We start from the raw sequence: 22,071 nt of genomic DNA, 5'->3' as shown, positions 1-22,071 counted from the left end.
ATGGCGACGCTTGAACTGACCGACCTCACGAAGATATACGACGACGCACAGGGCCGAGAAGTCGCGGTCGATTCGCTCGATATCGACATCGACGACGGCGAGTTTCTGGTTCTCGTCGGGCCGTCCGGGTGCGGGAAATCGACAACGCTCCGGATGCTCGCCGGTCTCGAAACGGTGACCGACGGAACCATCACCATCGGCGACCGCGAGGTCCAACACCTCGCGCCGAGCGAGCGCTCCATCGCGATGGTGTTCCAGAGCTACGCGCTCTACACCAAGATGACCGCCCGCGAGAACATGGCCTACGGGCTGAAACACTCGACCGACTTGAGCGCGGACGAACGAAATCGCAAGGTCGAGGACATCGCGGAACTGCTCGACATCACCGAACTGTTGGACGACAAACCCGACGAGATGAGCGGCGGGCAGAAACAGCGCGTCGCGCTCGGCCGGGCCATCGTCCGCGACCCGGACGTGTTCCTGCTCGACGAACCGCTCTCGAATCTGGACGCCAAACTTCGGGCGCGGATGCGGACGGAACTCCAACAGCTCCAGACCGACCTCGGCGTCACGGCGGTCTACGTCACCCACGACCAGACGGAGGCGATGACGATGGCCGACCGTATCGCCGTGATGAACGACGGCGAACTCCAACAGGTCGCGCCGCCGGAAGTCGCCTACGACCACCCGGAAAACGAGTTCGTCGCCACCTTCCTCGGCAGTCCCTCGATGAACACCTTCGAGGCGACGGTCCGCAAGGACGGCGACGAACTGGCGTTCCGCCACGGCGGGACGACGCTCGCCGCGGTTCCGTCCGGCGCGGTTTCCCTCGCGGACGGCGAGTCGGTCACGCTCGGCCTCCGACCCGAGGACGTTCGACTCGCCGACGACCCGGCCGACGGGACGTTCGCCGCGACCGTGACCGTCTCCGAGTACCAAGGAAACGACAACTTCGTTCACCTCTCTATCGCGGACCGAGACCTCATGGCCCGCGTCCCGTCCGACACGTATCCGAACCCGGGCGAGACGCTCGGTGTGACCGTCTCCCCGCGGGACGTGTTCCTCTTCGACGCGGACACCGGCGGCGCTCTCAAGACGCGAGGATTCCCCGACGAACAGATACAGCGACCATCCATCTCCAACTAATCCCTCCACCGACAAATGCCAAACCATACGACGGAAAACGCGATTCACGATTCGTCGACGACCGACCTCGACGACCCGACGTTCCACCTCGACGTCTTGGACGACCTAGTGTACCCGGCCGACTGCGACGGGTCGGTGCCGCTGGCGAGCGACCCGGACGACCGCTATCCCTACGCCTATCCGCGGGACATCGCCTGCATCACGAAGGCGTGGCTCGGCGCTGTCGAGGCTGATATCCGCCCCGACCAGTGCAAACGGCACATCCTCGACGCCGCTCGGTTCTTCCTCGATGCACAGGAAGAGGGCGGGCAGTGGCGACAGCGCTACGCGCTCGACGGCACCGACCGCGGAATTTACCGACAGGAGGACAACGTTGGACACGGCTTGCGAGTTCTCGCGCACGCCGTGTTCGCCCTCGATGCGACCGACGCGCTGGCGACGGTCGATGCCTCGTTCCGGGAGAGGGTCATCGACGCGGCCGACAGGGCCGTCGCGCACGTCCGCGACGACCTCTTCGACCCCAACGCCCACCTCGTGGAGAGCACGACGAGCATCCACGAGGGCCGCATCGAGTCCGGCTACACCCTCTGGGTCAACTGCGTGTTCGTGTCCGCCCTCCGCGACATCGAACGGGCGCTTTCCCTCCTCCCCGAGGAGTCCGCGGCCGTCGAGGACGACATCCACCGCTTCCGCTCGCACCTCGAAGGCGGCGTGAAACGCGCGTTCACGAGTCCGGCACAGGTACCGCGACGCTACTCGCCGGAGGGCGACCTCGACACTCGTCCGGACGTGACGCTGTTCGCTCCCTTCTACTTCGACCTCGAAGACCTGTTCGACGACGCGCTTCACGAGGCCGCGAACCGAAGCGCGACCGCGCTTGAAGACCCCGAAATCGGCGGTATCCAGCGATTCATGGGCTTCTACCGCGACTTCGACGTCCACCAGCACGGCGGAAACGGACCGTGGCTGCAGTACACCGCGTGGCACGCCCAGTATCGGTTCGCCAACGGCGACCTCGACCGCGGAAACGACGTACTGGCGACGATTGCGCGCTACGCGAACGAGGAGGGTCACATCCCCGAACACCTCACGACCCGACGACGGTTCGAGGCGTTCATGGAGAACGAGTGGGACACGGGACTCGACTACGAGAAGGAGTTCGACGAAGACGTCTTGCGCGACGTGTCGTTCGACTTCATCGCCGAGGAACTGGGCCACATGCGGGAGGCCTACCGCGATTTGGAAGTCCAGACGAAGGACCGCGACGTGGTTCGGTTCGCCATGCCGCTCGCGTGGTGCCACGCGGAGTATCTGACCGCACTCTTGACACGGGACGCGGCCGAAGCGTGACCATGAACGGGGCGGACCACCGATGACTCACGACCGAACCGACCGACCGTCACCACGAACCGTCGCGCTCGACTGCCTGCACGCGGGTATCGACGCCGCACGGCCGCGGCACGTCGTCCGTCGAACGCTCTCCCGAGACGGGACGACGCTCACCGTCGCCGACGAGACGTTCGACCTCGACGACTTCTCGCGCGTCGTCGTCCTCGGCGGGGGGAACGCCGCCGGGGAGATGGCGGCCAGCCTCGAAGCCGTCCTCGGCGAGCGCCTGACCGACGGCATCGTGGTGACGGACACGCCCGCCGAGACGACCCGAATCGACGTTCGTCCCGGCGACCATCCGCTTCCGAGCGAACGCAACCGGGACGCGACCGGTGATATCCTCGCCGCCGCCCGCGACGCCGACGCGGAGACGCTCGTGCTCGCGCCGATTTCGGGCGGCGGCAGCGCGCTCCTCTCTTCGCCCGCGGAGGGCATTTCGCTCGACTCGTTTCGGACGGTCACGGACGGCCTGCTCCGCTCCGGTGCCGATATCCACGACATCAACACCGTCCGCCGCGCGCTGTCGAGCGTGAAGGACGGCGGTCTCGCCCGCGCCGCCGCTCCCGCCCGCGTCGTCGGACTGGTCGTCAGCGACGTCATCGGCGACGACCCGTCGGTCGTCGCCAGCGGGCCGACGTATCCGAGTCGGGCGACGCCCGCGGACGCGAAGCGGGTCCTCGAAGAGAACCTCGATAGCGTTCCCGCGGACATCGAAACGGCGCTGCGCGAGCGGGAATCGACCCCAACCGGGAACGACGACCCCGACGCGTTCGCGCACGTGACTAACTGCGTCATCGCGGACAACTGGACGGCGCTCGACGCGGCGGCGGACCGGGCGCGGGACCTGGGCTACTCCCCGCTCGTCCTCTCGTCCCGCGTCGGCGGCGAGGCGGCCGAGGTCGGCAGAACTCACGCCGCAATCGGCGTCGAGTGTGCCGCGACGGGGAATCCGCTCGACCCGCCCGCCGTCCTCCTCTCGGGCGGCGAAACGACCGTCACCGTCGATGGCGACGGGACCGGCGGGCCGAATCAGGAGTTCTCCCTCGCCGCGACGCGCGAACTCGACCGTCCCGGCATCGTCGTCGCCAGTATCGACACCGACGGCTTGGACGGGAGCACGGACGCCGCGGGTGCAATCGCGGACCACGAGACGATTCCGCCCGAGTCCCGCGACGACGCACGCGCCGCGTTGCGAAACCACGACGTGTATCCGTTCCTCGCCGCTCACGACGCGCTCGTCGAAACCGGCGAGACGGGAACCAACGTCAACGACTTGCGCGCCGTCGTCGTCGGGTCGGCAGACGAGAAGGGAACGGGAGCGACGGACGACGCCGAACCATGAACCACAGGTACGGACTCAATCAGGCCGGATTTCCGACGACGGACATCGAAACGACGTGCGAAATCCTCGCCGACGCCGGATACCACGGCGTCGAACCGAACTTTCGAGCCGACGGACTGCTGACGACGCCGGACGGCCGCGAGCGAACTCGGCGGGCCGCCGTCGAGCACGGCCTCGACGTCCCGGCCGTTTCGACCACGCTCCATTGGGAGTATCCCCTGTCGAGCGCCGACGAGGGAACCCGAAAACGCGGTATCGATATCGCGCGGGAGATGGTGGACGCTGCGGTGACGCTCGACGCCGAGGAGATACTCATCGTTCCGGCGGTCATCTCCCCCGGCGCGGACTACGACGCGGATTACGACCGCGCGGTCGAATCGGTTCGCGAAATCGCGGGCTACGCGGCGGACGCCGACGTCGGCGTCGCGGTCGAGAACGTCCAGAACGATTTCCTGTACTCGCCGCGCGAGTTCGTCGAATTCCTCGAAGCCGTCGAGGACGCCGGACGGGTTTCGGCCTACTTCGACGTGGGCAACGGCTTCCGATGGGGGCTTCCCGACCGTTGGATTCGCGGTCTCGCCGACTGGATTTCGAAGGTCCACGTCAAGGATTGGCTGACGGACGCCCACCGACCGACGTACCCGCTGCAAGGGGACATCGACTGGGAAAGCGTCGTCGCCGCGCTTTCGGACGTCGGTTACGACGGGTGGATATCCGCCGAGATTCCGGCGTACAACGCCGAACCGCACCGCATGCCCCCCGACGTGCTCGACACGATGCGGTACCTGTTCGAATAGAAAATAACGTTTTAAATGTATACATGACACGCACAATCGTCGTAGACCCGCTGTTCGAGGACGTATGGCCGCTCGCAGCGGACCACCTGCACCGACTCTGGACCGACGACGGCACGCCCGACGAGTTCGTTCGACTCTCCGAAACGAGGGAAACGAGATTGAGGGAGGCCGTCTCCGCGCCCGAATCCGTCGAGGAACTCGTCTCGCTCGGCGTCCGCGCTTCCGTCGCCGACCTCCGAGAATTCACGAACTTGACGGAGGCCTTCGTGATGACCGACTCCATGTACGGCGCGGACGAGGAGATAGCCGACTACCTCCGAGACCGAGGCGTGACGGTCCACGACCACACGAACGAGGGGTTCTGGAGCGAGTCGGTGTCCGAGTTCGGCATCGGACTGACCATCGACGCGCTCCGACAGATTCCGCAGAAACACGCCGCGATGACCGAGACGCACGACCCGTGGGACCTCGACCAACTGGACAACGAGGTGCCCGGCGCACGCGGCCACCAGTTCGCTGACGACCCGAACTTCGTGAGCGGAACCGTCGCCGGAAAGCGCGTCCGGGTCGCGGGAATCGGCAACATTGGAAGTCGCTACGCCGCCGCGGCGAACCACCTCGGTGCCGACGTGGTCGCTTACGACCCGTTCGCCGACGAACCGTGTTTCCACAGCACGGGTACGCGGCAGGTGTACAGCATGGCGGAACTCGTGAGCGACGCCGACATCTTCGCCCCGACGATTCCGCTCACTCCCTCGACGGAAGGCGTCGTGACCGCGGACCACATCCGCGCGCTGCCGGAAGGGGCGATACTCGTCCTCGTCACGCGGGCCGGAATCTGCGATATGGACGCCGTTCGGGAACGGGTACTCGCCGACGAAATCGTCCTCGCCGCGGACGTGTGGGACGAGGAACCGCTCCCCCTCGACGACCCGCTCCTCGGGCGTCACAACGTCGTTCACACCCCGCACATCGCGGGCCGGACGCGGGATGCAAACGAGCGATGGGCCGAACACCTCGCCGCTCACTTCGGCTCGGCGTAATCGGCCCCACCGATGTATCGTAATCCAAACGAGGACCATCCCTTTTAGTACACCCAACGAAACCCACGAGCATGACCCTGAACTATCACGACCCACGACAGCTTCGCCGCGAGATACTCCGCGTTCTGAACTTCTACTACCCCGACTGCATCGACACCCGCTACGGCGGGTACGTCGCCCAGCTCGACGAACGGGACGGCTTCGTCTACGACGGCCGGACGAAACACCTCGTGGCGACCGCACGAGCGGTCCACAACTTCAGCGTGGGCGCGCTCCTCGACGGTCCCGTCTGGTGCCGGACGGCCGCCGAGCACGGTCTGTCCTTCCTCTCGAACCACCAGTGGGACGCCGAGAATCGCGGCTACGACTGGATACTCCGCGGCCGGGAAACCGCCGACGACACGCGCTACTGTTACGGTCACGCGTTCGTCGTCCTCGCCAGCGCGCGGGCGCTCGAAGCCGGAATCCCGGGCGCGGAAGAGGAACTCCGACGCGCCGTCGAAACCATCGACCGACGCTTTTGGGAACCGGACCACGGACTGTACGCCGACCGCGCCGACGGCGCGTGGGACGACCTCGCCCCGTATCGCGGGCTGAACGCGAACATGCACACCTGCGAGGCCATGCTCGTCGCCCACGACGTGACCGGGGACGCGCGCTACCTCGACCGCGCCTACTCCATCGCCGAGCGCTTGGTTCGGGACCTCGCGGCCGAGACGGACGGCCGCCTCTGGGAACACTACGACTCGGACTGGACGCACGACATGGGTTACAACGAGGACCAACCGGACCACCAGTTCCGCCCGTGGGGCTACCAACCCGGTCACCATCTGGAGTGGTCGAAGCTCCTGTCGCAACTCGCCGACGTCCGCGACGAGGCGTGGCTTCGAACGTCCGCCCGCGAACTGTTCGACCACGCGACCGAGATGGGCTGGGACGACGACCACGGCGGCTTCTACTACACCGTCGATGCTGACGGGTCCCCCGTCGTCGCGGACAAGTACGGCTGGGCGATAACCGAGGGTATCGGCGCGGCGGCGCTCCTCGGCCGGGACGACGAGGCGTATCTCTCGTGGTACGACCGCCTCTGGGAGTACGCCGAGACGAATTTCGTCAACACGAAACACGGGAACTGGTTCGAGCGCCTGTCCCGGACGAACGAGCGCGACGACCCTAACCGCGGCACCGCCGTCGAACCGGGTTATCACCCCATCAGCAACGCGTTCGCCGCGATGGACGCGTTCTGACCCGCTTTCTTTTCGAATCCGGGATGACGGTTCGCGGAGGTCCGCGACGACACCCCGAATCCGCGAGTGGATTTATGCGTCTCGGCGACTAGTAGATGTGTATGCGTTCCATTCGCCTCACACGTGCATTGAGTCGCGCCCGTCACGCCGCCATCGGTGCCGCCATCGGCGGCGCAATCGGCGGGTTCATCAGTCGAAACGCGGCGAGCACCGGCGGCGCCATCGGCGCGTTCGTCGGCGCGATGGTCGGAGAGACGCGGGTGACCGCTCGCTCGCGCATCGATCGAGTCAGGGAACGGGGGCAAAAACGCGTCGAACGGCCGAAACCCTGAGGTCGTCCACCGACCCAAACGATTTCTATCGGACACCCCAACCGTCCACCATGGACGACGAAGACGGGAGTTCGCTGTCGCCCGAGGAGTTCGTCGAGTACTGCGAGACGCAGGCGGGCCTCCTCTCGGGGCGCGTCGAAACGATGGCGTCCGAAGCCGACGAACTGTTGGACGACATCGACGCGGAAATAGCGGAGATACGAACGCGTCTCGACGACAGCGGCACGGAGGGAGACGACATCGACGCCGCGGCGGTCGCGGAACTGGAGACGGACCTCGACGAAACGCGGGCGGTCGTCGAGGCCAAGCGAGCGCGGATGGTCGCCTTTCGGGAACTGGCCGACGGGTACGTCTCCCTCGCCGAGGACCTCCGGTCGGACGTGGACGACGGCCGGGAGGCGATGGAGCGCGTCGTTCGGTTCGAAGCCGACGCCGACGCGCCGGTCTACTTCGACGACCGGAAGACGGTGTACGAGGCCGCCACGGAGGGGAACTTGGACGCGGAATAGCGTCCTCCGAGCGCATAGCTCGTCCGACGGAACGCGGTCGAACGGTCTTGTCGAACGCTCGTCGAAAACGTCGAATTCGGTTCGGTATCGCGTCGTCGCCGGTCGAACGGCTCTCGGACGCGGCCGTCGCCGCGGATGTCCCGTTTTGCCGCTTTCGTTCCACCACTTGTCTCCGGCGAATATATAAAATGCAAGACGTGTGCACGAAGCGATATTTTATGTGGCGGGGGTGGTTGCTGACAAACGAGAATTTCCAATGACCGATAGATCACACTCCCGTCTGTCTATACTGGATAAACTGACGATCGACGGCTTCGACCTCAGACCGAAGCTGATATTCGCATTCGTTCTGGTCGCCGGACTGGTCGCCGTGACGGGGGCCGTGGGGTACGAAGCCGTGGCCTCGGTCGATACCGAGTCCCACAAAATCGCCGAGGACGGACGAGAGATGGACGCTGCCGCCGAAGTGATAATCGCCATCGAGCAACAGAAAGGGGCGATTCAGGCCGCGCAACTCGGGGAATCGGGGGCGAAAGCGGACTTCGAAGATGCGAGCGAGCGGTTCGACGAGCAGATACGAACCTTGGAATCCGCGCACTTGAGCGCGGAGGAAGCGAATCGCCTTTCCGCGATTCGCTCCCAGCACGAGGAGTACGACGAACTCGGAAGCCAGTTCTTCGACGCGCGAGCGGCCGGTGAGACGAACCGTGCGACGCGGGTGGCGGGGGAGATGACCCCGCTGGGAATCGAGATGGAATCGGAGGCGCATTCCATCAAACAGTCCGTTCGAACGCAGATGGGGGAGCAGGTGGCCGCCGCCGACAGCGCCACGCGGACGAGCCAGCTGGAAATCGTCGGATTGACCGGCCTGTCGTTCCTCGCGGCCATCGCTATCGGTCTCTTCGTCGCCCGTCGTATCACGTCGCCGGTCGAACGGCTCTCGGACGCGGCCGTCGCCGCGAGCGAAGGCGACCTCGACACCGACCTCGACGACCACCCCGAGGACGACGAACTGGGTCGAATGGTCGATGCCTTCAACGACATGCAGGAGAACTTGCGCGGAGTCTTCGCCGACCTCGACGGGGTTAGCCGCAATCTCAAGACCGGACGGCTGGAGCAGGATATCACGACCGACTACCCCGGCACTTACGGCGAAATCATGCGAAATATCGACGAGGGAAGCGACCAGCTCTCGCGGAGTTTTCGGGAGATTCGGAGCGCGAGCGACGACCTCCGTAACGGCCGACTCGACCGCTCCGTCGAGACGGACCGACCGGGCCAGTACGGTGCCGTCTTGGATACCCTCGACGACGGGATGGCCCAACTGTCGGCGAGTTTCGACCAGATCTCGACCGCGAGCGAGGGGCTGAGAGACGGCCGACTGGAGCAGGCCATCGACGCGGACCGACCGGGACAGTACGGTACCGTCTTGGACGACCTCGCGGACGGCACCGACCAACTGTCGGCGAGTTTCGACCAGATTTCGGCCGCGAGCGAGGGGCTGAAAGAGGGGCGACTCGACCAACGGGTCGAGACGGACTTCCCGGGCGACTACGGCGACGTGACGGCCGCCCTCGAAGCGGGCATCGAGCAACTCGGCGACAGCATCGAAACCGTCCAGCGAATCGCGGACGAGGTAGCGGGGTCCAGCGAGGACGTGGCGTGCAGCACGGAGGAGATAGAGCAGGCCAGCGAGGAAGTCGCCGAATCCGTCGAGGAAATCTCGTACGGCGCGGAAACCCAGAGCGAGAGCTTCGATGAGGTCCTCTCCGAGATGAACGACGTCTCCGCGACCGTCGAGGAAATCGCCTCGGCCGCGGACGAAGTGGCCGCGACGGCCGCCACCGCCGTCGAACGAAGCGAAACGGGACAGGAGTACGCCGCCGAGGCGACCGACGAGATTCACGCCATCGAAGCGCGGGCGGACGAGGCGGTCACGCAAGTCGCAACGCTGGAGGACGAGATGGCCGAAATCGGCGATATCGTCGATATGATCGCCAACATCGCCGAGCAGACGAACCTGTTGGCGTTGAACGCGAACATCGAGGCCGCCCGCGCGGGTGAGGCGGGCGACGGGTTCGCCGTCGTTGCGAACGAGATCAAGGACTTGGCGGAGGAGACCGCGCGTGCGACGGACGACATCGAGTCCAGTATCGCCGATATTCAGGCGCTAACGACCGAGACGGCCGACGGGATGGGGGCGATGAGCGCCCGCGTGGAAAACGGCTCGGAGACCATCGAGGACGCCATCGAGATGTTCGACGAAATCGCGGACGCCAGTCGGCAAGCGGAGGGCGGCATCAGGGAGATCAGCGACGCCACCGGCGAGCAGGCCACCTCCGCCGAGGAGGTCGTTTCGATGATCGACGAGGCGGCCAGCGTGAGCCACCAGACCGCGGCGGAGGCGAGCACCGTCTCGGCGGCGACCGAGGAACAGACCGCTTCGTTGTCGGAGGTGTCCGGGAACGTCCAGCATCTCTCCGACCTCGCCGAGTCGCTGCACGAGCAGGTTTCGAACTTCGACGTTCGGGACGGGGCGACGGCGGCGGCCGGGTCCCCCGCCAGGAGCGGGACCGCCACGGAAACCAGAGCGGACGGCGGGTCCACGGCGGGAACCATCGCCGGTTCGCCGTTCGACCGCTCCGCCGACTCGTCGTTCGACTTCCCCACCGATTCGCCGTCTGGAACTCGGGACGACTGAGAGAGTAGTGGTCCGGTGCTGGTAGTGGCGGTGGTGATGGCCGCGGGCGGAAGGCACGCATCAGCGACGACGACCTACTCGCCATCGCCGTGGACATCGAATCATCGTACGCGCCAAGCCGACTCTTTCCATCGTCTTTGTTATCTTTCGCCGACGTGCTCCCGACTCGTCGTCGGCCACAGGTGACGAACCTCGTCGAATCCCGGTGCGCCGTCGAGGATCCAGACGACCAGCGCGACTCCCGCGAGCGCGAACTGGAGGAGGACGAACGGCGTCGGTTCGAACTCTGCAAAGTGGGCGAGGAAGCTCTTCGGCGTCGAGTATGCCGGTTGCGAGAGGACGGGCCACAGCAGGAAACTCGTATCCCCGAAGTTTCCGTTCATGACCGGCTTCACTGCATCCATGGCGAGGTGGCTCAGGTAGCCGATGGCGAACGCGCCCAGCGGCAGGCGTTTATCGTATCGTCGCGCGCCGACCCAGAGGGCGGCGAGCAGGAGTCCGGCGGTGAAGACCGAGTGGGTCAGCGAGCGACCGGTCGGGAGCAAGGCGAACGTCCACGCGAGCGGTTTGTCTATCAGGTCGGGAAACTGCGTGCCGACGGCGACGGTCACCGCGCCGAGCGCTGACGGCGGTCGGTTCCGGTATCGACACCACAGCGAGTAGCAGAGGTAGCCGACAGCGAGGTGTCCCCAGGGCCACATACACTCTCATTTCTCGGACACGATGGTAGGTATTTCGGCTCCGAGAACAACCCACCGGATACCGAAGACCGATACTTTGGTAAGTCCGGTCCCTGTGGTTAATTGTAGATGTCGACTCAACGTCGCCAACGATTTATCCACGGTCAACTCGCGTGGATGCTCGCCTCCCTCCTCGTACTGGCGGCGTTGGGGTCCCTCTCGCTGGAACTGTTCTTCGTCCTCTCGCTCATCGGACTGCTCGTCATCGTCGAACTCACCGCACCGTTCAACGTGACGCCGCGGTGGCGACGACGGCTGAAGTGGTTCATCGCGCTCGGGCTGGTCGTCTTCGGTATCATCGTCGTCCGACGAATCCTCGCGATTCTCCCGCCGGGGGTGTTCTGAGCGTGAAACGGCCGACCGACTACCCGACGCCGACGCTCGTCCTCGGGGCGCTCGTCCTCCTCGTCGTGGTCGGACTCGTCGTCGCCTCGTCCACGTCGAGCGCCTCGTTCGGCGCGTACAACGGCGCGTGGGACGGAACGAGCAAGCTCCGCGGCATCGCAACGGATCGCGGAGCGGAGCCGCTGGTCGCCCACGACACCGCCGCCTACTCGCGCGTCTCGCCCAACGAAACCGTCGCGGTTATCCTCTCGCCGGAGGGGAACTACTCGACCACGGACCAGTCGCGTCTCCGCCGGTTCGTTCGACAGGGCGGAACGCTCCTCGTGGCGGGCGATTACGGTCCGGAAACGAATCGACTGCTCTCGGCCCTCGGGACGGACGCGCGCCTCGACGGCCGTCCCATCCGTGACGACCGACGACGGTACCGCTCGCCCGTGATGCCGGTCGCCGGAAACGTTTCGAATCGCTCGCTCGTGGCGAACGTGTCGTCGCTCACGCTCAACTACGGCACGGCGGTCGTGCCGAACAACGCGACCGTGCTCGTCAGCACGTCCGAGTTCGCCTATCTCGACGCGAACCGCAATCGGCAACTGGACGACAACGAGACGATTTCGTCGCTGCCGGTCGCCACCGTCGAACGCTTCGGCGACGGACGGGTCCTCGTCGTCGGCGACTCCAGCGCCATGATAAACTCGATGCTCGACCGACCGGGCAACCGAGAGTTCGTCCGCGCGGTCATCGCTGACAACCGCACCGTCCTGCTCGATTACTCGCACACGTCGCGCCTCCCGCCGCTCGCGCTCGCCGTCTTGGTGCTTCGAGAATCCCCGCTCTTGCAACTCCTCGTCGGCGGCGGTTGTCTCGCGCTCGTGTTCGCGTGGGCACAGCGGCCGGAACCCGTCCGTCGGCTCTGGTCGTCCGCCCGGTCCCGACTGGACGAGCGAACGTCTCGCTTGACGGGCGAGCGAGCGACGGAGCGGTCGCCGGTCGAACCGCCCAAGATGTCCGAAGCCGCGATGATAGCGTATCTGCGCGACCGGCACCCCGACTGGGACTCGGAGCGCATTCGACGCGTCGTCGCCACGCACCGCGACGAGCGCTCGAACTGACGGTTCCGTTCGGCGAATCCATTGATTTATCCCCTCCCGTTCGAAAGACTCGGAAACGATGGACCCCGAGGCAGTCTACTCCGTCCTGGCCGAGGAAATGAAGACCGTTCTCATCGGTAACGACGACGTTGTGGAAGGAATCACCGTCTCGCTTCTCACTCGTGGGCACATCCTTCTCGAAGGCGTCCCCGGCGTGGCGAAGACGACGATTGCGAACGCATTCGCGCACACGACCGGTCTCGATTTTACCCGCGTGCAGATGACGCCCGACTTGCTGCCCGCCGACATCACCGGCACCCACGTCTACCGGGAGGGGACCGGGGAGTTCCAACTCCAGCGCGGGCCGATATTCACGAACCTGCTCGTCGCCGACGAGATCAACCGCGCCACGCCGAAAACACAGAGCGCACTGCTCGAAGGCATGCAGGAACGGACCGTCACCATCGAAGGCGACACCCTGTCGCTGCCGTCGCCGTTCATGGTCATCGCCACCCAGAACCCCATCGAGATGGACGGGACGTACGAACTGCCCGAAGCGCAACGCGACCGATTCCAGTGCAAACTCACTGTGGACCTCCCCTCCGATGAGGACGAGTTGCGACTCATCGACCGGTTCGACGAGACGCCGGACCTCGGGCCGACCGACCTCTCGCGGGTCGTGACCGTCGATGACATCCTCGACGCGCGCGAGCGGGTGCGAACCGTGCACGTCGCCGAGTCGGTCAAATCCTACATCCAATCGCTCGTGAGCGCGTCCCGGACGCACTCTGACCTCGCGCACGGCGGGTCGCCGCGCGCGACGCTCGCACTGCTCCACACCGCGAAGGCCCGCGCCGCGATTCACGGCCGCGACTACGTGATTCCCGACGACGTGAAGGCGCTGGCGGTTCCCGTGATGCGCCATCGCCTCGTCTTGAACACCGAGGCGGAGTTGAGCGACCGCTCGCCGGTCGATGTCGTCGAGGACCTCCTGGACACCGTGACGCCGCCGAACGGCGTGACGGACGAGGTTCCCGTCGGGGGGAACGCCGACGACTGACTCGACGACCGACGCCGACTATCACCTCGTCGAGCGACCGACGACGGTACCGCTCCCCGAACTACTTAGTTCTCCGACACGGTTGTTCGAGTACACCCGTGTCGCTCACGAAATCCCCGTCGAGAACGACCGTCCATAGCTTCGTCGCAACGGTGTTGACCATCTCGGTATCGTTTTGGTTCATGACCCCGACCCGCGGCGTTTCCAGAATCGTGACCGTCGCTCTCGCCGCCGTCACCGGGTCGCTCTCGTTTCTGTTCGTCACGTGGCTTCGAAGCCGGTAGCGGCTCGAACGACCCGCGTCTCCCGCTTTCTCACGTCGGATCCGCTCGAATCCGCCCGTCCTCCAATCGAACCACGGTGTCGAACCGCGGCGTCAACTGCATGTCGTGGCTGATGACGACGAGCGCCGTGTCCGCCGTCTCCTGCAGTCGGAACAGTAAATCGAGCACCTGCTCGGTCGTGTCGGGGTCGAGTTGGCCGGTCGGTTCGTCCGCGAGCACGATGGCAGGGCGGTTCGCCAGCGCGCGGGCGATGGCGACGCGTTGCTTCTCGCCGCCCGAGAGCGTCGCCGGATACTGGTCCGCGCGGTCGGCGATTTCGAGCCGCTCGAACAGCGTTTCGAGCCACTCCTCGTCCCGCTCGCCCGTGTGGTCCTGCGGGAGGGCGGCGTTCTCCCACGCGGTTAAATCTCCGATGAGTTGGAAGTCCTGAAAGATGAAGCCGAGCGTCTCCCGGCGCAGTTTCGCGCGTTTTCGTTCGGAGAGCGAAGCGGTGTCCTCGCCTCGAATCGTGACCGTCCCGTCCGTCGGTGTGTCGAGCAATCCGAGCACGTTGAACAGCGTCGTCTTTCCCGCGCCGCTCGGTCCCTGCACGAGGAGCTGTGCGTCCGTCGGTATGGAGAGCGAGGCGTCCTCGATGACGTCGCGTCCCCCTCGAACGACGCGGACGGCGTTCGCTTCCAGTACGGTTTCGGTCATTCTCCCCCATCTACAATCGTTTTCGTCTAGTCTTTTCCGGTTCGATGAAGTCGCATCCTCATCGATGGTCACTCCGGTCGCGTCTCGTGACGGTCGAATGACGATTCCGATTCGCGGCCGAAGGGCGATTCCGTTTCACGGTCGAAGGACGATTCCGTTTCACTGTCGAAAGCCGTTTCCGTCTCGCGGTCGGCGGCCGCCCCGCTCGTCGTTCCACGCTGAACCGCGGTCGGCGTGGCGAGGAGGTAGGGAAGCGCCGCGATGAGGACGCTCAGCCCCATCAACACGAGCGCACTCCCCACCGCGAGGGCGAGTATCGGGAGCGGGATGGCGGTCGAGAGCCGGATGCCGAAGACGGTGAACAACCCGGTGACGGCGAGGAGCCGTACCGTCAACAGTGCGGCCACGAGCGCGGCGGCGATGGCCGGTATCGAGAGGCGACAGGCGTCGGCGAGAAGGATGCGAACCAGTCTCCCTCGCGTCGCGCCGGTCGCGCGGTACACCCCGACGGCGCGCCGTCGCGCGTGGACGGCTTGGGCGAACGTCGCCGTCGTTCCGCCGACCGCAGTTAGTCCGGCGAGGACGACCATCACCAACAACAGGAGGTTGAAGTTGCCGAACACGCCGCGAACGGCTTGCCCGAGTCCGCTTCCGCTGGCGTACTCCGTGTTCCGGGCGAGCGTGGAGAACGTCCGGTCGTCGCCGTGGACGGTGAACGAGTCCGCCGCAATCGTCCGTCCGCCGGACACCAGCCGAACCGAATACTCCCCCGGCGTCAGTCGGTCGTTCGAGTCGCTCGACCCGGAACCACCGGCAGCGCCGCCGAGTTCCGACGTCGTGACCGCGGATTCGTACGGATCGAGGGAGACGGTTTTCTCCTTCGTTCCCGTCGGTGTGACGAGCGAGAGCGTCCGCGTTATCGGTTTGCTCCACGGGTTGAACACGACGAGTTTCGTCGTCGGACGGGAGACGGCACTCACCTCGTCCGGCGAAACGCGAACGGCTCCGATCGGTTCGCGCGTCGCCCCCGACGCGACGTGTAAGCTCGACGTGTTCGTTCGGTTCCCCTTGCGGACGGTCAGGTCGTAGTTACCCTCCTCTCCCGGCAGGCGAACGACCGCGATTCCGTCCTCGTTCGTCCGCGCGGTTTGTTCTCCCACGCGAACCGTCGCACCGGAGACGTTCCCGCCGTTTATCGTCCGAACAGGGACTGCCATCGTCTCGTTTGGCGGTGCCTGTGACGGCAACGTGGGCACGGACAGCGGCGGCTCGCTGTACACACCGACCGACTGCGTGTACCCTCCGACGCGGAGCGTCCGATTCCCGAGCGACGATGCCGATACGTTCATCGTCACGGTCCGTCGTTCGCCGCCCTCGAGCGTGACCGTGCGCGAGTTCGAGGTGGACCCCAACGTCGCCGTCAGCCGCCGTGTCTTTTCCGTCGAACGAGCGTTCCGCATCGAAATCCGTACCGGAATCTTCGTTCCACGAACTGCCGTATCCGGTGCCGAAACGCTGCTGACGACGATATCCGGCGTGTTAGATTGCGACCGCGACAGGCGCGCGTCGCCCCCAGCCGTGCGAATGAAGTGGACGGTACCGGGGTCGGTCGAGAGGTCGTGTGCGGTCGCGAGCGGAACCACGAGTTGGTCGTCCCCGATTCCCTCGGCCGCGTACACGCCGGTAATCGTGACCTGCGTGAACGCGGGGGAGGACGCGCCGCCGAGCGTGAGGCTGTCGCCGACGCCGACGTTCAGCGTCCGCGCGAGGTCGCGGCCGATAACGGCGTCGTACTTGTCCCGCGGTGCGCGTCCGTCTATGAGCGTCGCGTTCGACACCCCCGCGAACGAACTCCAGTTCGCCCCTCTGGCGAGATACGGCTGTCCGTCCCGGAGTTGGACGACGATGATTTCCGGGCTGGCCGTGACTCCCTGTTGGCGGAGCAAGTCGGCGTATCCGGCGTCGATTCGGCTCGCCATCGGGTACGGCGCGCCGGGTTCGGTCACCGTCCCGCCCGACGTCGTGGCGAGGGGAGCGAGGACGCCGACCAACGACCCGACGAGGAGCACGATGAGGACGAAGATGGTCAGTATCGTCGCCGCCGGGACGACCGCACGCCACTGGAGCACGGTCGTATCCACGACCGACGGCACCCGCCCGGCGACCTTCGACCATCGCGTTTCGCTCGTCCCCCCGCGCTGGCTGTATAATTGCTGGAGATGGGACGGGGGCGTCTTCGTCGCCGGTCGGACGGCGAGCACGCCCGCGGCGACACCGGCGAACAGTAGGCAGGCGAATCCGGGGAGGAGAACACGGAGCACGGCCGGTGTGACCGACGGCGACAGCGAAATCCGAAGCCCGGCGGCCACCGCGGCGTTGACGACGCCCCTCGTGACGATGATGCCGAGCGCGTAGCCGAGGGCGATGCCGACTCCGGTGAGCAGTCCGGCGCGGACCCCGAAGATGGCGAGCAGACTCCGCGGCGTCCCGCCGGTGGCGCGGATGACCTCGATGGCGTCCAATCGGTCGCGGACGCTCATCCGGGTGACGTTGTACACGACGACGAGAACGAGGACGCCGCCGCCGACGGTCGCCAGTCCCAACAGGTCCACCACGCCCCCCATTCCCGCGATGAAATACTGGTACAGGCCGGGCGTGACGACGCCCGCGATTCCGCCTCCCGCCCCGCCGCCGCTCTTCGGCGTCGTATCCACGACGTACGCGCCGGTCGCGCCGAGCGACCGGACCGTGGCGGGGTCGCCGACGTACCACGACGACGGGAAGACGGACTTGTCCGCCGACGCCGGTGCGACGGAGACCGTTTTCGTCTGTCCGCTCCCGACCAACCGCTGTCGAGTTCGGTTCTCGACCGCCCCGGCGAGCGTCGCGTTCGACGGCGCGTGCGGAAACCGGGCTTCCCGCCACGAGACGGAGATATCCTGAAGAACGGTCGGCGCGTCGTCCGGGACGCCGACGACGTACCCGTTCGTCCCGTTTTGCTCGACCGCTGCGACCGGAAGCACGATGTCGTCTCCCCCGGCGGCGGCGTTCGCCTCGTCCACCGTGTCGTAGTGGGTGACGGCCATCGAATCGCTGAATCCCGACGAAATCGACGACGTTTGCGTGTTCGCCGCGACCAACAACACCGTCGTTCCCACGAGGAACGCCACCGCTACCGCGATGATGACGATGGTCAATCTGTCACGACGTGACCACTGCGTGCAAAGCCCCCGCTGATACCCCATTCAACCCCTCGTTTTCCGTCCACTCGGGAACCTCAATAGTATAGGCCGCTTACGCGGTGGAAACGAGTCCGTACCCCTGTCGGGAGATCGCTGGCGCTCGTGAGTGTTCTCAGTCCGATGAGCCTCTCGCGTTCGCCGTTCCCGACTCCGTGAACTGGACGGTAACGTAGATATTCCGGTTCGTGTCCCTCTCTATTTGCCGTTCCAACCGGGTCGGGAGGTCGTCGTACGCCGTGTTGGAACTACGACTGACGCGCACCGTCACGTTCGCAGGCGTCGACCGCCACCCCACCCCGCCGTACGCCGTTTGCACCCCCGACAGGGAGAGGTTCGAGTACGCGGGTCGGTCGAGCGTCGTTTCCACGTTCCGGTTCGTCGTCCGACTGAACGCGACGTTCGTCCCGGTCAGAAACCCCGTCCCGACCGCCGCGAGCAGGAGGATGGCGAGCGTCCCGTACACCGCCGTTCGTTTCCCGGAGGGAATCGACTCGCGGAACGACCCGTCCGCCTCCGTCCATCTCGGCGCGTACCCCATCCCGAGGAGCGTGACCAGCGCGCCGATGTTGATGGCGAGGATGTTGACGAGCAGGAGGAGAAACGCACCGACGGCGAGCAGCGGGGTCGCCCACGCGATTGCGAGTCCCGCCGCCGCCGCCGCCGGGATTATCGCGGCCGCTATCATGACGCCGATGATGGTGGTGGACTGTTCCGTCGTGTAGCCGAACGCGCCCACGATACCGGCGATGATGGCACCGAGCGTGGACAGGGCGGTCGGCGCGAGTCGGACGCCGACGAGTTCGACGTGCAGTATCGACAACCCCGGCGGGACGACCCCCGTCCACCGAACGACCCATCCGAACAGCGCCGCGGCGAGTATCGCGACGCCGAGGCCGAGCCCTTGTTCTCTCACGCTGTCGACGAACAACTCCCAGTCGCCCAAGAGAACGCCGGCCGGTGCCGCGAGGGCGGAACTCACCTGCGGCGCGATGATCATCGACCCGATGATGAGCGCCGGTTGGTCCAGCAGCAACCCCGCGGCGGCCGCGATGACGGAGAGGAGCGTTCCGAGGTAGTAGAGTTGATACGGCCACTGCATCTCCCGGATTTTCGCGTGCAGTTCGGCTTTCGAGAGTTTCTGAACGGACCCGCTGTACCGCTGTCGGAGTTCGGTGAAGTTCGGCGTCTCGACCAACTCCGCCTTCGTCGAGACGGTATCGACCTCCGCGTCGAGTCCCGAGTCTCGAAACTCGTCGAGAATCGGTTCGACCATCGCGGTCGGAAGCGGAAAGAAAAAGAGCGCGCTCCCCGCGTCCTCGCTCACGACCGTGTAATCGACATCGTACTCGTCGAGAATCGACGCGACGGCCTCCCGTTCGTCGTCAGGCGTGTGGACGTGGAACTCTCGCATTAGTTGGTAGAATCGCTTGACTTTGCTGTATCTTCCGGCCGGTTTGTCCCGCGGACTCACGCTCGCGGTTCACTGCTGTCCCAAAATTCACGTTCCCTCGGGGTTCGCATCCTGCACCTCGACGATTTTGGCCTGTGAAACGAACGTTTCGCCCCCGCCCGTTCGGACCTGAATCGTCCGGCCCGGCAGGTCGGGGTCGTCACCCTCGGCGGGTTCGTCCGGCACGGAAATCGCAACCACGTCGTCGAGGGCGACGGTTCGTCGTTGAATCGGGTCTCCCTCGTACTCGACGGTTTCCCACGTTTCGATGTCGAACTCGTTCATGTTCTTGCCGAAGTATTCCTCCGCGTCCTTGTCGACCGAATCCTCGGTCTGAGACTCCCCGGCCGTCCGATTGGCGTCCGCAACCTGCTCGTGTTGATACTGGTGGATGTGCGCGAACATCGTCGTGGCTACATCGTCGATGTCCGAAAAAGATTCGGCGGGAACGCGGGTTCGACGCGCGCTATTCGACGTCTGCCTCCGCGTCACCGCTGCCCTCGTCCGTTTTTCCGTCTTGCGGTACGTCCCCCACCGAACTCGGGTTCGTGCCGACCGATTCTCCCATCGAGACGGTCGGGGTGAGCGGGTCCCCGTGAAGGAGTTCCGGGAGGACGATGCGAACCGCCTCCAGCATCAGGATGAACAGTATCGGGAGCAGGAAGAAGCCGTACCAGCCGAAGAGGATGGGGCCGAGCAGGTAGGCGAACATCATCATCACCATGTCGAGTTGGCGGCCGGTGATGTACGGTTGGAGGAACGTCTGGGGCAGCGTGTCGAGCAGGAGGAAGTAGACGACGAGCACGCCCCCGACGAACACGAGGTAGTCTCCGCCCGCGTTCACCGCCTGTATCCCGAGATAGCCGATGACCGGCAGGTAGACGAGTTTCCCGACGACGATGGGAATCAGGCTCGCCACGCCGGTGAGGAACGCGAGCACGAACACCATCGGAACGTGAAGGTCGCCCGGCGCGACGGCGTTCGTCCCCCAGTAGGCGGCCGCCGCGATGAGTGACATCACGACGATGAACAGCAGGTTGCCGAAGAAGACGGATTCGAGGTCCTCGTCCACGGCGACGGCGTAGGCGTACGCCGTCGTGTCCTTTCCCCCGAACAACTGGGTGAGTCCCGAGGAGAGTTGATCGTCGTTTTTCAGGAAGAAGTACGCGAGCGTCACCGAGAGCGCGATGAGCATTATCCCGCCGATGACGGCCGATGTGACCCGTAGTCCCGAATGAAGCACCGTCTGCACCGTCTTTTGCGGGTTGGAGACGAACTGCTGTGGCTGCTGCATGGCGGCGAGGACCCGCTCCTGTTGTGCTTTCGGAAGTGCGCCGAGATAGTTCGTGACGAGCGTCGAATTTGCGGTACCGCCGAACGCTTGCTGTGCCTGCTGAAACAGCTGAAATCCTGCGTAGAACGTGAGCAGAACGATGGGGAGAAACACCACGAGGAGTGTCAACGCCGCTATCACCCCGTCCGAATCGGTGATGACGCGCAGCCGCCGATAGATGGGACGGGTCGCGTAGTAGCCGAAGACTCCGAGCACCACCAGCCCCACGAACGAGTAGGCGACGAACCCCGCAACGAGCGCGAGTAGGAGGACGAAAACCCACCAGCCGAGTCGGTTTCGGGGGGGAAGCGTGTCGAAGCGAATGTCTACCATCGTCTCGTCTAAATCACTCCTCCCTGCAAACCGTTGTGGCCGTCTCCGTTCGAATCGGGAATTCCGCGACACCTCGTTCGGACCCGCTTTCCTTATGAATTGGTTTCACATGCGGCTACAAAAGTGAAAACATCCAACGGCCAAGCTAGCGAAAATGAGTGACGACATAGACGGCGGGGGTCTCGGTTTGACCGGTGCGGAGTCGATGGCCCTCGGCGGGATGATCGGCGGCGGTATCTACGCGGTTCTCGGCGTCGTGGTGAAAGTGTCCGGCGCGCTGGCGTGGCTCTCGTTCGTCTTGGCGGGCATCGTGGCGATGTGCGCCGGGTACTCGTACATCAAACTGAACCAGTTGAGCGACCCCGAAGGTGCATCGCCGACTTCTACACCGTCGCGGCGCTCGCCGCGGTCTCCCTCATCGTCGAACTGACCTACTTCGAAACGGACCTGTTCGGTTCCTCCGCGGACGGCCGGTCGTCGGTCCGTGGAGACTGATTCGAAAAATACCTCTTGTCGGGTCGCCGTGTTCGCCCGTCGATTCGAGTCCCTCAGTTCCCGCGTTCGTCGGTGTCGTCCGAGTCGGGTTCGATATCGTCCTCGTTCTCCGAGGGTCCGGCCGCTTCCGACGGCTCGGCCGCCGACGGCGATTCGTTGGTTTCGTCGGTGAGCGACCCGGTGGACGCACTCGCGTCCGAGGGGGCCGCCGCGGACTCCTCGCTGTGTTGCTCCTCCGGGGTGATGCCGTGTTCGTCCCGCATGTGGTCGTAGAGCCGTTCCTCTCCGTCGAACTCCTCGTCACAGTGCTCGCACGAATACGTCTCCTCGTTGGATTCCGTTGCCATACCCTTCGTTTCTCCCGCGAGACGTGAAAGGATTGTACTGGCACACGCAACCTCGCCCTATTCCCTCCCGTTTCGACATCGATTTTCACCGGGATGTCCGGTCGAAGTCGCGCTCGTCGTCTCGGACCCGTCAGTCGAAATGCACCATTCCC

Annotated in this window: 20 protein-coding genes; 13 read left to right on the top strand and 7 right to left on the bottom strand. The window is 65.3% G+C overall.

What is annotated here, in order from left to right; genetic code table 11:
• From ugpC to OPC11_RS13710, 9 genes are all read left to right on the top strand, one after another.
• Positions 1-1,146 carry a sn-glycerol-3-phosphate ABC transporter ATP-binding protein UgpC gene (gene ugpC / locus OPC11_RS13750; protein WP_264782273.1) on the top strand — a complete coding sequence of 382 codons (1,146 nt, stop codon included), beginning with the start codon at positions 1-3 and terminating at the stop codon, positions 1,144-1,146.
• Between the two features lie 15 nt (positions 1,147-1,161).
• Positions 1,162-2,496, top strand: coding sequence for a glucoamylase (locus OPC11_RS13745; protein ID WP_264782272.1), 1,335 nt, complete (start codon positions 1,162-1,164; stop codon positions 2,494-2,496).
• Positions 2,497-2,518: 22 nt separating this feature from the next.
• Entirely contained in the window at positions 2,519-3,877 is a 1,359-nt protein-coding gene (locus OPC11_RS13740) for a DUF4147 domain-containing protein (RefSeq protein ID WP_264782271.1), read from the top strand.
• Positions 3,874-4,674, top strand: a complete 801-nt coding sequence (locus OPC11_RS13735) for a sugar phosphate isomerase/epimerase family protein (RefSeq protein ID WP_264782270.1) — start codon at positions 3,874-3,876, stop codon at positions 4,672-4,674. Before OPC11_RS13740 ends, OPC11_RS13735 begins: the two co-directional genes overlap by 4 nt.
• A 23-nt stretch (positions 4,675-4,697) precedes the next feature.
• On the top strand, positions 4,698-5,717 hold the full coding sequence (locus OPC11_RS13730; protein WP_264782269.1) for an NAD(P)-dependent oxidoreductase: 1,020 nt from the start codon (positions 4,698-4,700) through the stop codon (positions 5,715-5,717).
• A 71-nt stretch (positions 5,718-5,788) separates the two neighbouring features.
• Entirely contained in the window at positions 5,789-6,964 is a 1,176-nt protein-coding gene (locus OPC11_RS13725) for an AGE family epimerase/isomerase (RefSeq protein ID WP_264782268.1), read from the top strand.
• Between the two features lie 101 nt (positions 6,965-7,065).
• The gene (locus tag OPC11_RS13720; RefSeq protein WP_018129030.1) at positions 7,066-7,296 is read left to right on the top strand and encodes a hypothetical protein; all 231 of its coding nucleotides are present in this window, start codon (positions 7,066-7,068) and stop codon (positions 7,294-7,296) included.
• Between the two features lie 50 nt (positions 7,297-7,346).
• Positions 7,347-7,805: a hypothetical protein gene (locus OPC11_RS13715; RefSeq protein WP_264782267.1), complete on the top strand. Its 459-nt coding sequence runs from the start codon at positions 7,347-7,349 to the stop codon at positions 7,803-7,805.
• Positions 7,806-8,061: 256 nt separating this feature from the next.
• Positions 8,062-10,506: a methyl-accepting chemotaxis protein gene (locus OPC11_RS13710; protein WP_264782266.1), complete on the top strand. Its 2,445-nt coding sequence runs from the start codon at positions 8,062-8,064 to the stop codon at positions 10,504-10,506.
• A gap of 140 nt (positions 10,507-10,646) precedes the next feature.
• Here OPC11_RS13710 and OPC11_RS13705 read toward each other — a convergent pair whose 3' ends face one another.
• Positions 10,647-11,207, bottom strand: coding sequence for a metal-dependent hydrolase (locus tag OPC11_RS13705; protein WP_264782265.1), 561 nt, complete (start codon positions 11,205-11,207; stop codon positions 10,647-10,649).
• A 108-nt stretch (positions 11,208-11,315) separates the two neighbouring features.
• On the opposite strand from OPC11_RS13705, the gene OPC11_RS13700 reads away from it, so the two are divergent.
• The 3 genes from OPC11_RS13700 to OPC11_RS13690 are packed head-to-tail and all read left to right on the top strand — an operon-like array spanning position 11,316 to position 13,739.
• Positions 11,316-11,591 (top strand): hypothetical protein, encoded by a 276-nt coding sequence (locus tag OPC11_RS13700; RefSeq protein WP_026177929.1) that lies wholly within the window; start codon positions 11,316-11,318, stop codon positions 11,589-11,591.
• Positions 11,592-11,593: 2 nt separating this feature from the next.
• Positions 11,594-12,700 (top strand): DUF4350 domain-containing protein, encoded by a 1,107-nt coding sequence (locus tag OPC11_RS13695; RefSeq protein ID WP_264782264.1) that lies wholly within the window; start codon positions 11,594-11,596, stop codon positions 12,698-12,700.
• Positions 12,701-12,758: 58 nt separating this feature from the next.
• A complete protein-coding gene (locus OPC11_RS13690; protein WP_264782263.1) occupies positions 12,759-13,739 on the top strand; it encodes a MoxR family ATPase in 981 nt (326 codons plus the stop codon).
• A gap of 314 nt (positions 13,740-14,053) precedes the next feature.
• Here the strand turns inward: OPC11_RS13690 and OPC11_RS13685 are convergent, their stop codons facing one another.
• The 5 genes from OPC11_RS13685 to OPC11_RS13665 all read right to left on the bottom strand — a co-directional run bounded on the left by OPC11_RS13685 (position 14,054) and on the right by OPC11_RS13665 (position 21,077).
• Positions 14,054-14,719 carry an ABC transporter ATP-binding protein gene (locus OPC11_RS13685; protein WP_007981059.1) on the bottom strand — a complete coding sequence of 222 codons (666 nt, stop codon included), beginning with the start codon at positions 14,717-14,719 and terminating at the stop codon, positions 14,054-14,056.
• A gap of 68 nt (positions 14,720-14,787) precedes the next feature.
• Entirely contained in the window at positions 14,788-17,964 is a 3,177-nt protein-coding gene (locus OPC11_RS13680; protein WP_264782262.1) for an FtsX-like permease family protein, read from the bottom strand.
• Positions 17,965-18,073: 109 nt separating this feature from the next.
• Positions 18,074-19,372: a TIGR00341 family protein gene (locus tag OPC11_RS13675; protein WP_264782261.1), complete on the bottom strand. Its 1,299-nt coding sequence runs from the start codon at positions 19,370-19,372 to the stop codon at positions 18,074-18,076.
• An 87-nt stretch (positions 19,373-19,459) separates the two neighbouring features.
• Positions 19,460-19,816, bottom strand: coding sequence for a hypothetical protein (locus OPC11_RS13670; RefSeq protein ID WP_007981046.1), 357 nt, complete (start codon positions 19,814-19,816; stop codon positions 19,460-19,462).
• A gap of 61 nt (positions 19,817-19,877) precedes the next feature.
• On the bottom strand, positions 19,878-21,077 hold the full coding sequence (locus OPC11_RS13665; RefSeq protein WP_264782260.1) for an AI-2E family transporter: 1,200 nt from the start codon (positions 21,075-21,077) through the stop codon (positions 19,878-19,880).
• Between the two features lie 154 nt (positions 21,078-21,231).
• Between OPC11_RS13665 and OPC11_RS13660 the strand changes: the two genes are divergently transcribed.
• Entirely contained in the window at positions 21,232-21,507 is a 276-nt protein-coding gene (locus OPC11_RS13660; RefSeq protein WP_264782259.1) for a hypothetical protein, read from the top strand.
• Positions 21,508-21,625: 118 nt separating this feature from the next.
• Here the strand turns inward: OPC11_RS13660 and OPC11_RS13655 are convergent, their stop codons facing one another.
• Positions 21,626-21,919 (bottom strand): hypothetical protein, encoded by a 294-nt coding sequence (locus OPC11_RS13655; protein WP_007981042.1) that lies wholly within the window; start codon positions 21,917-21,919, stop codon positions 21,626-21,628.
• Positions 21,920-22,071 lie beyond the last annotated feature (152 nt).

Source organism: Haladaptatus sp. T7, assembly GCF_026008575.1.
In the GTDB taxonomy this organism is placed as follows: Archaea; Halobacteriota; Halobacteria; order Halobacteriales; family Haladaptataceae; genus Haladaptatus; species Haladaptatus paucihalophilus.
The sequence above is the reverse complement of the archived record's forward strand: the minus strand, read 5'-3'. Positions and strand labels throughout refer to the sequence as shown.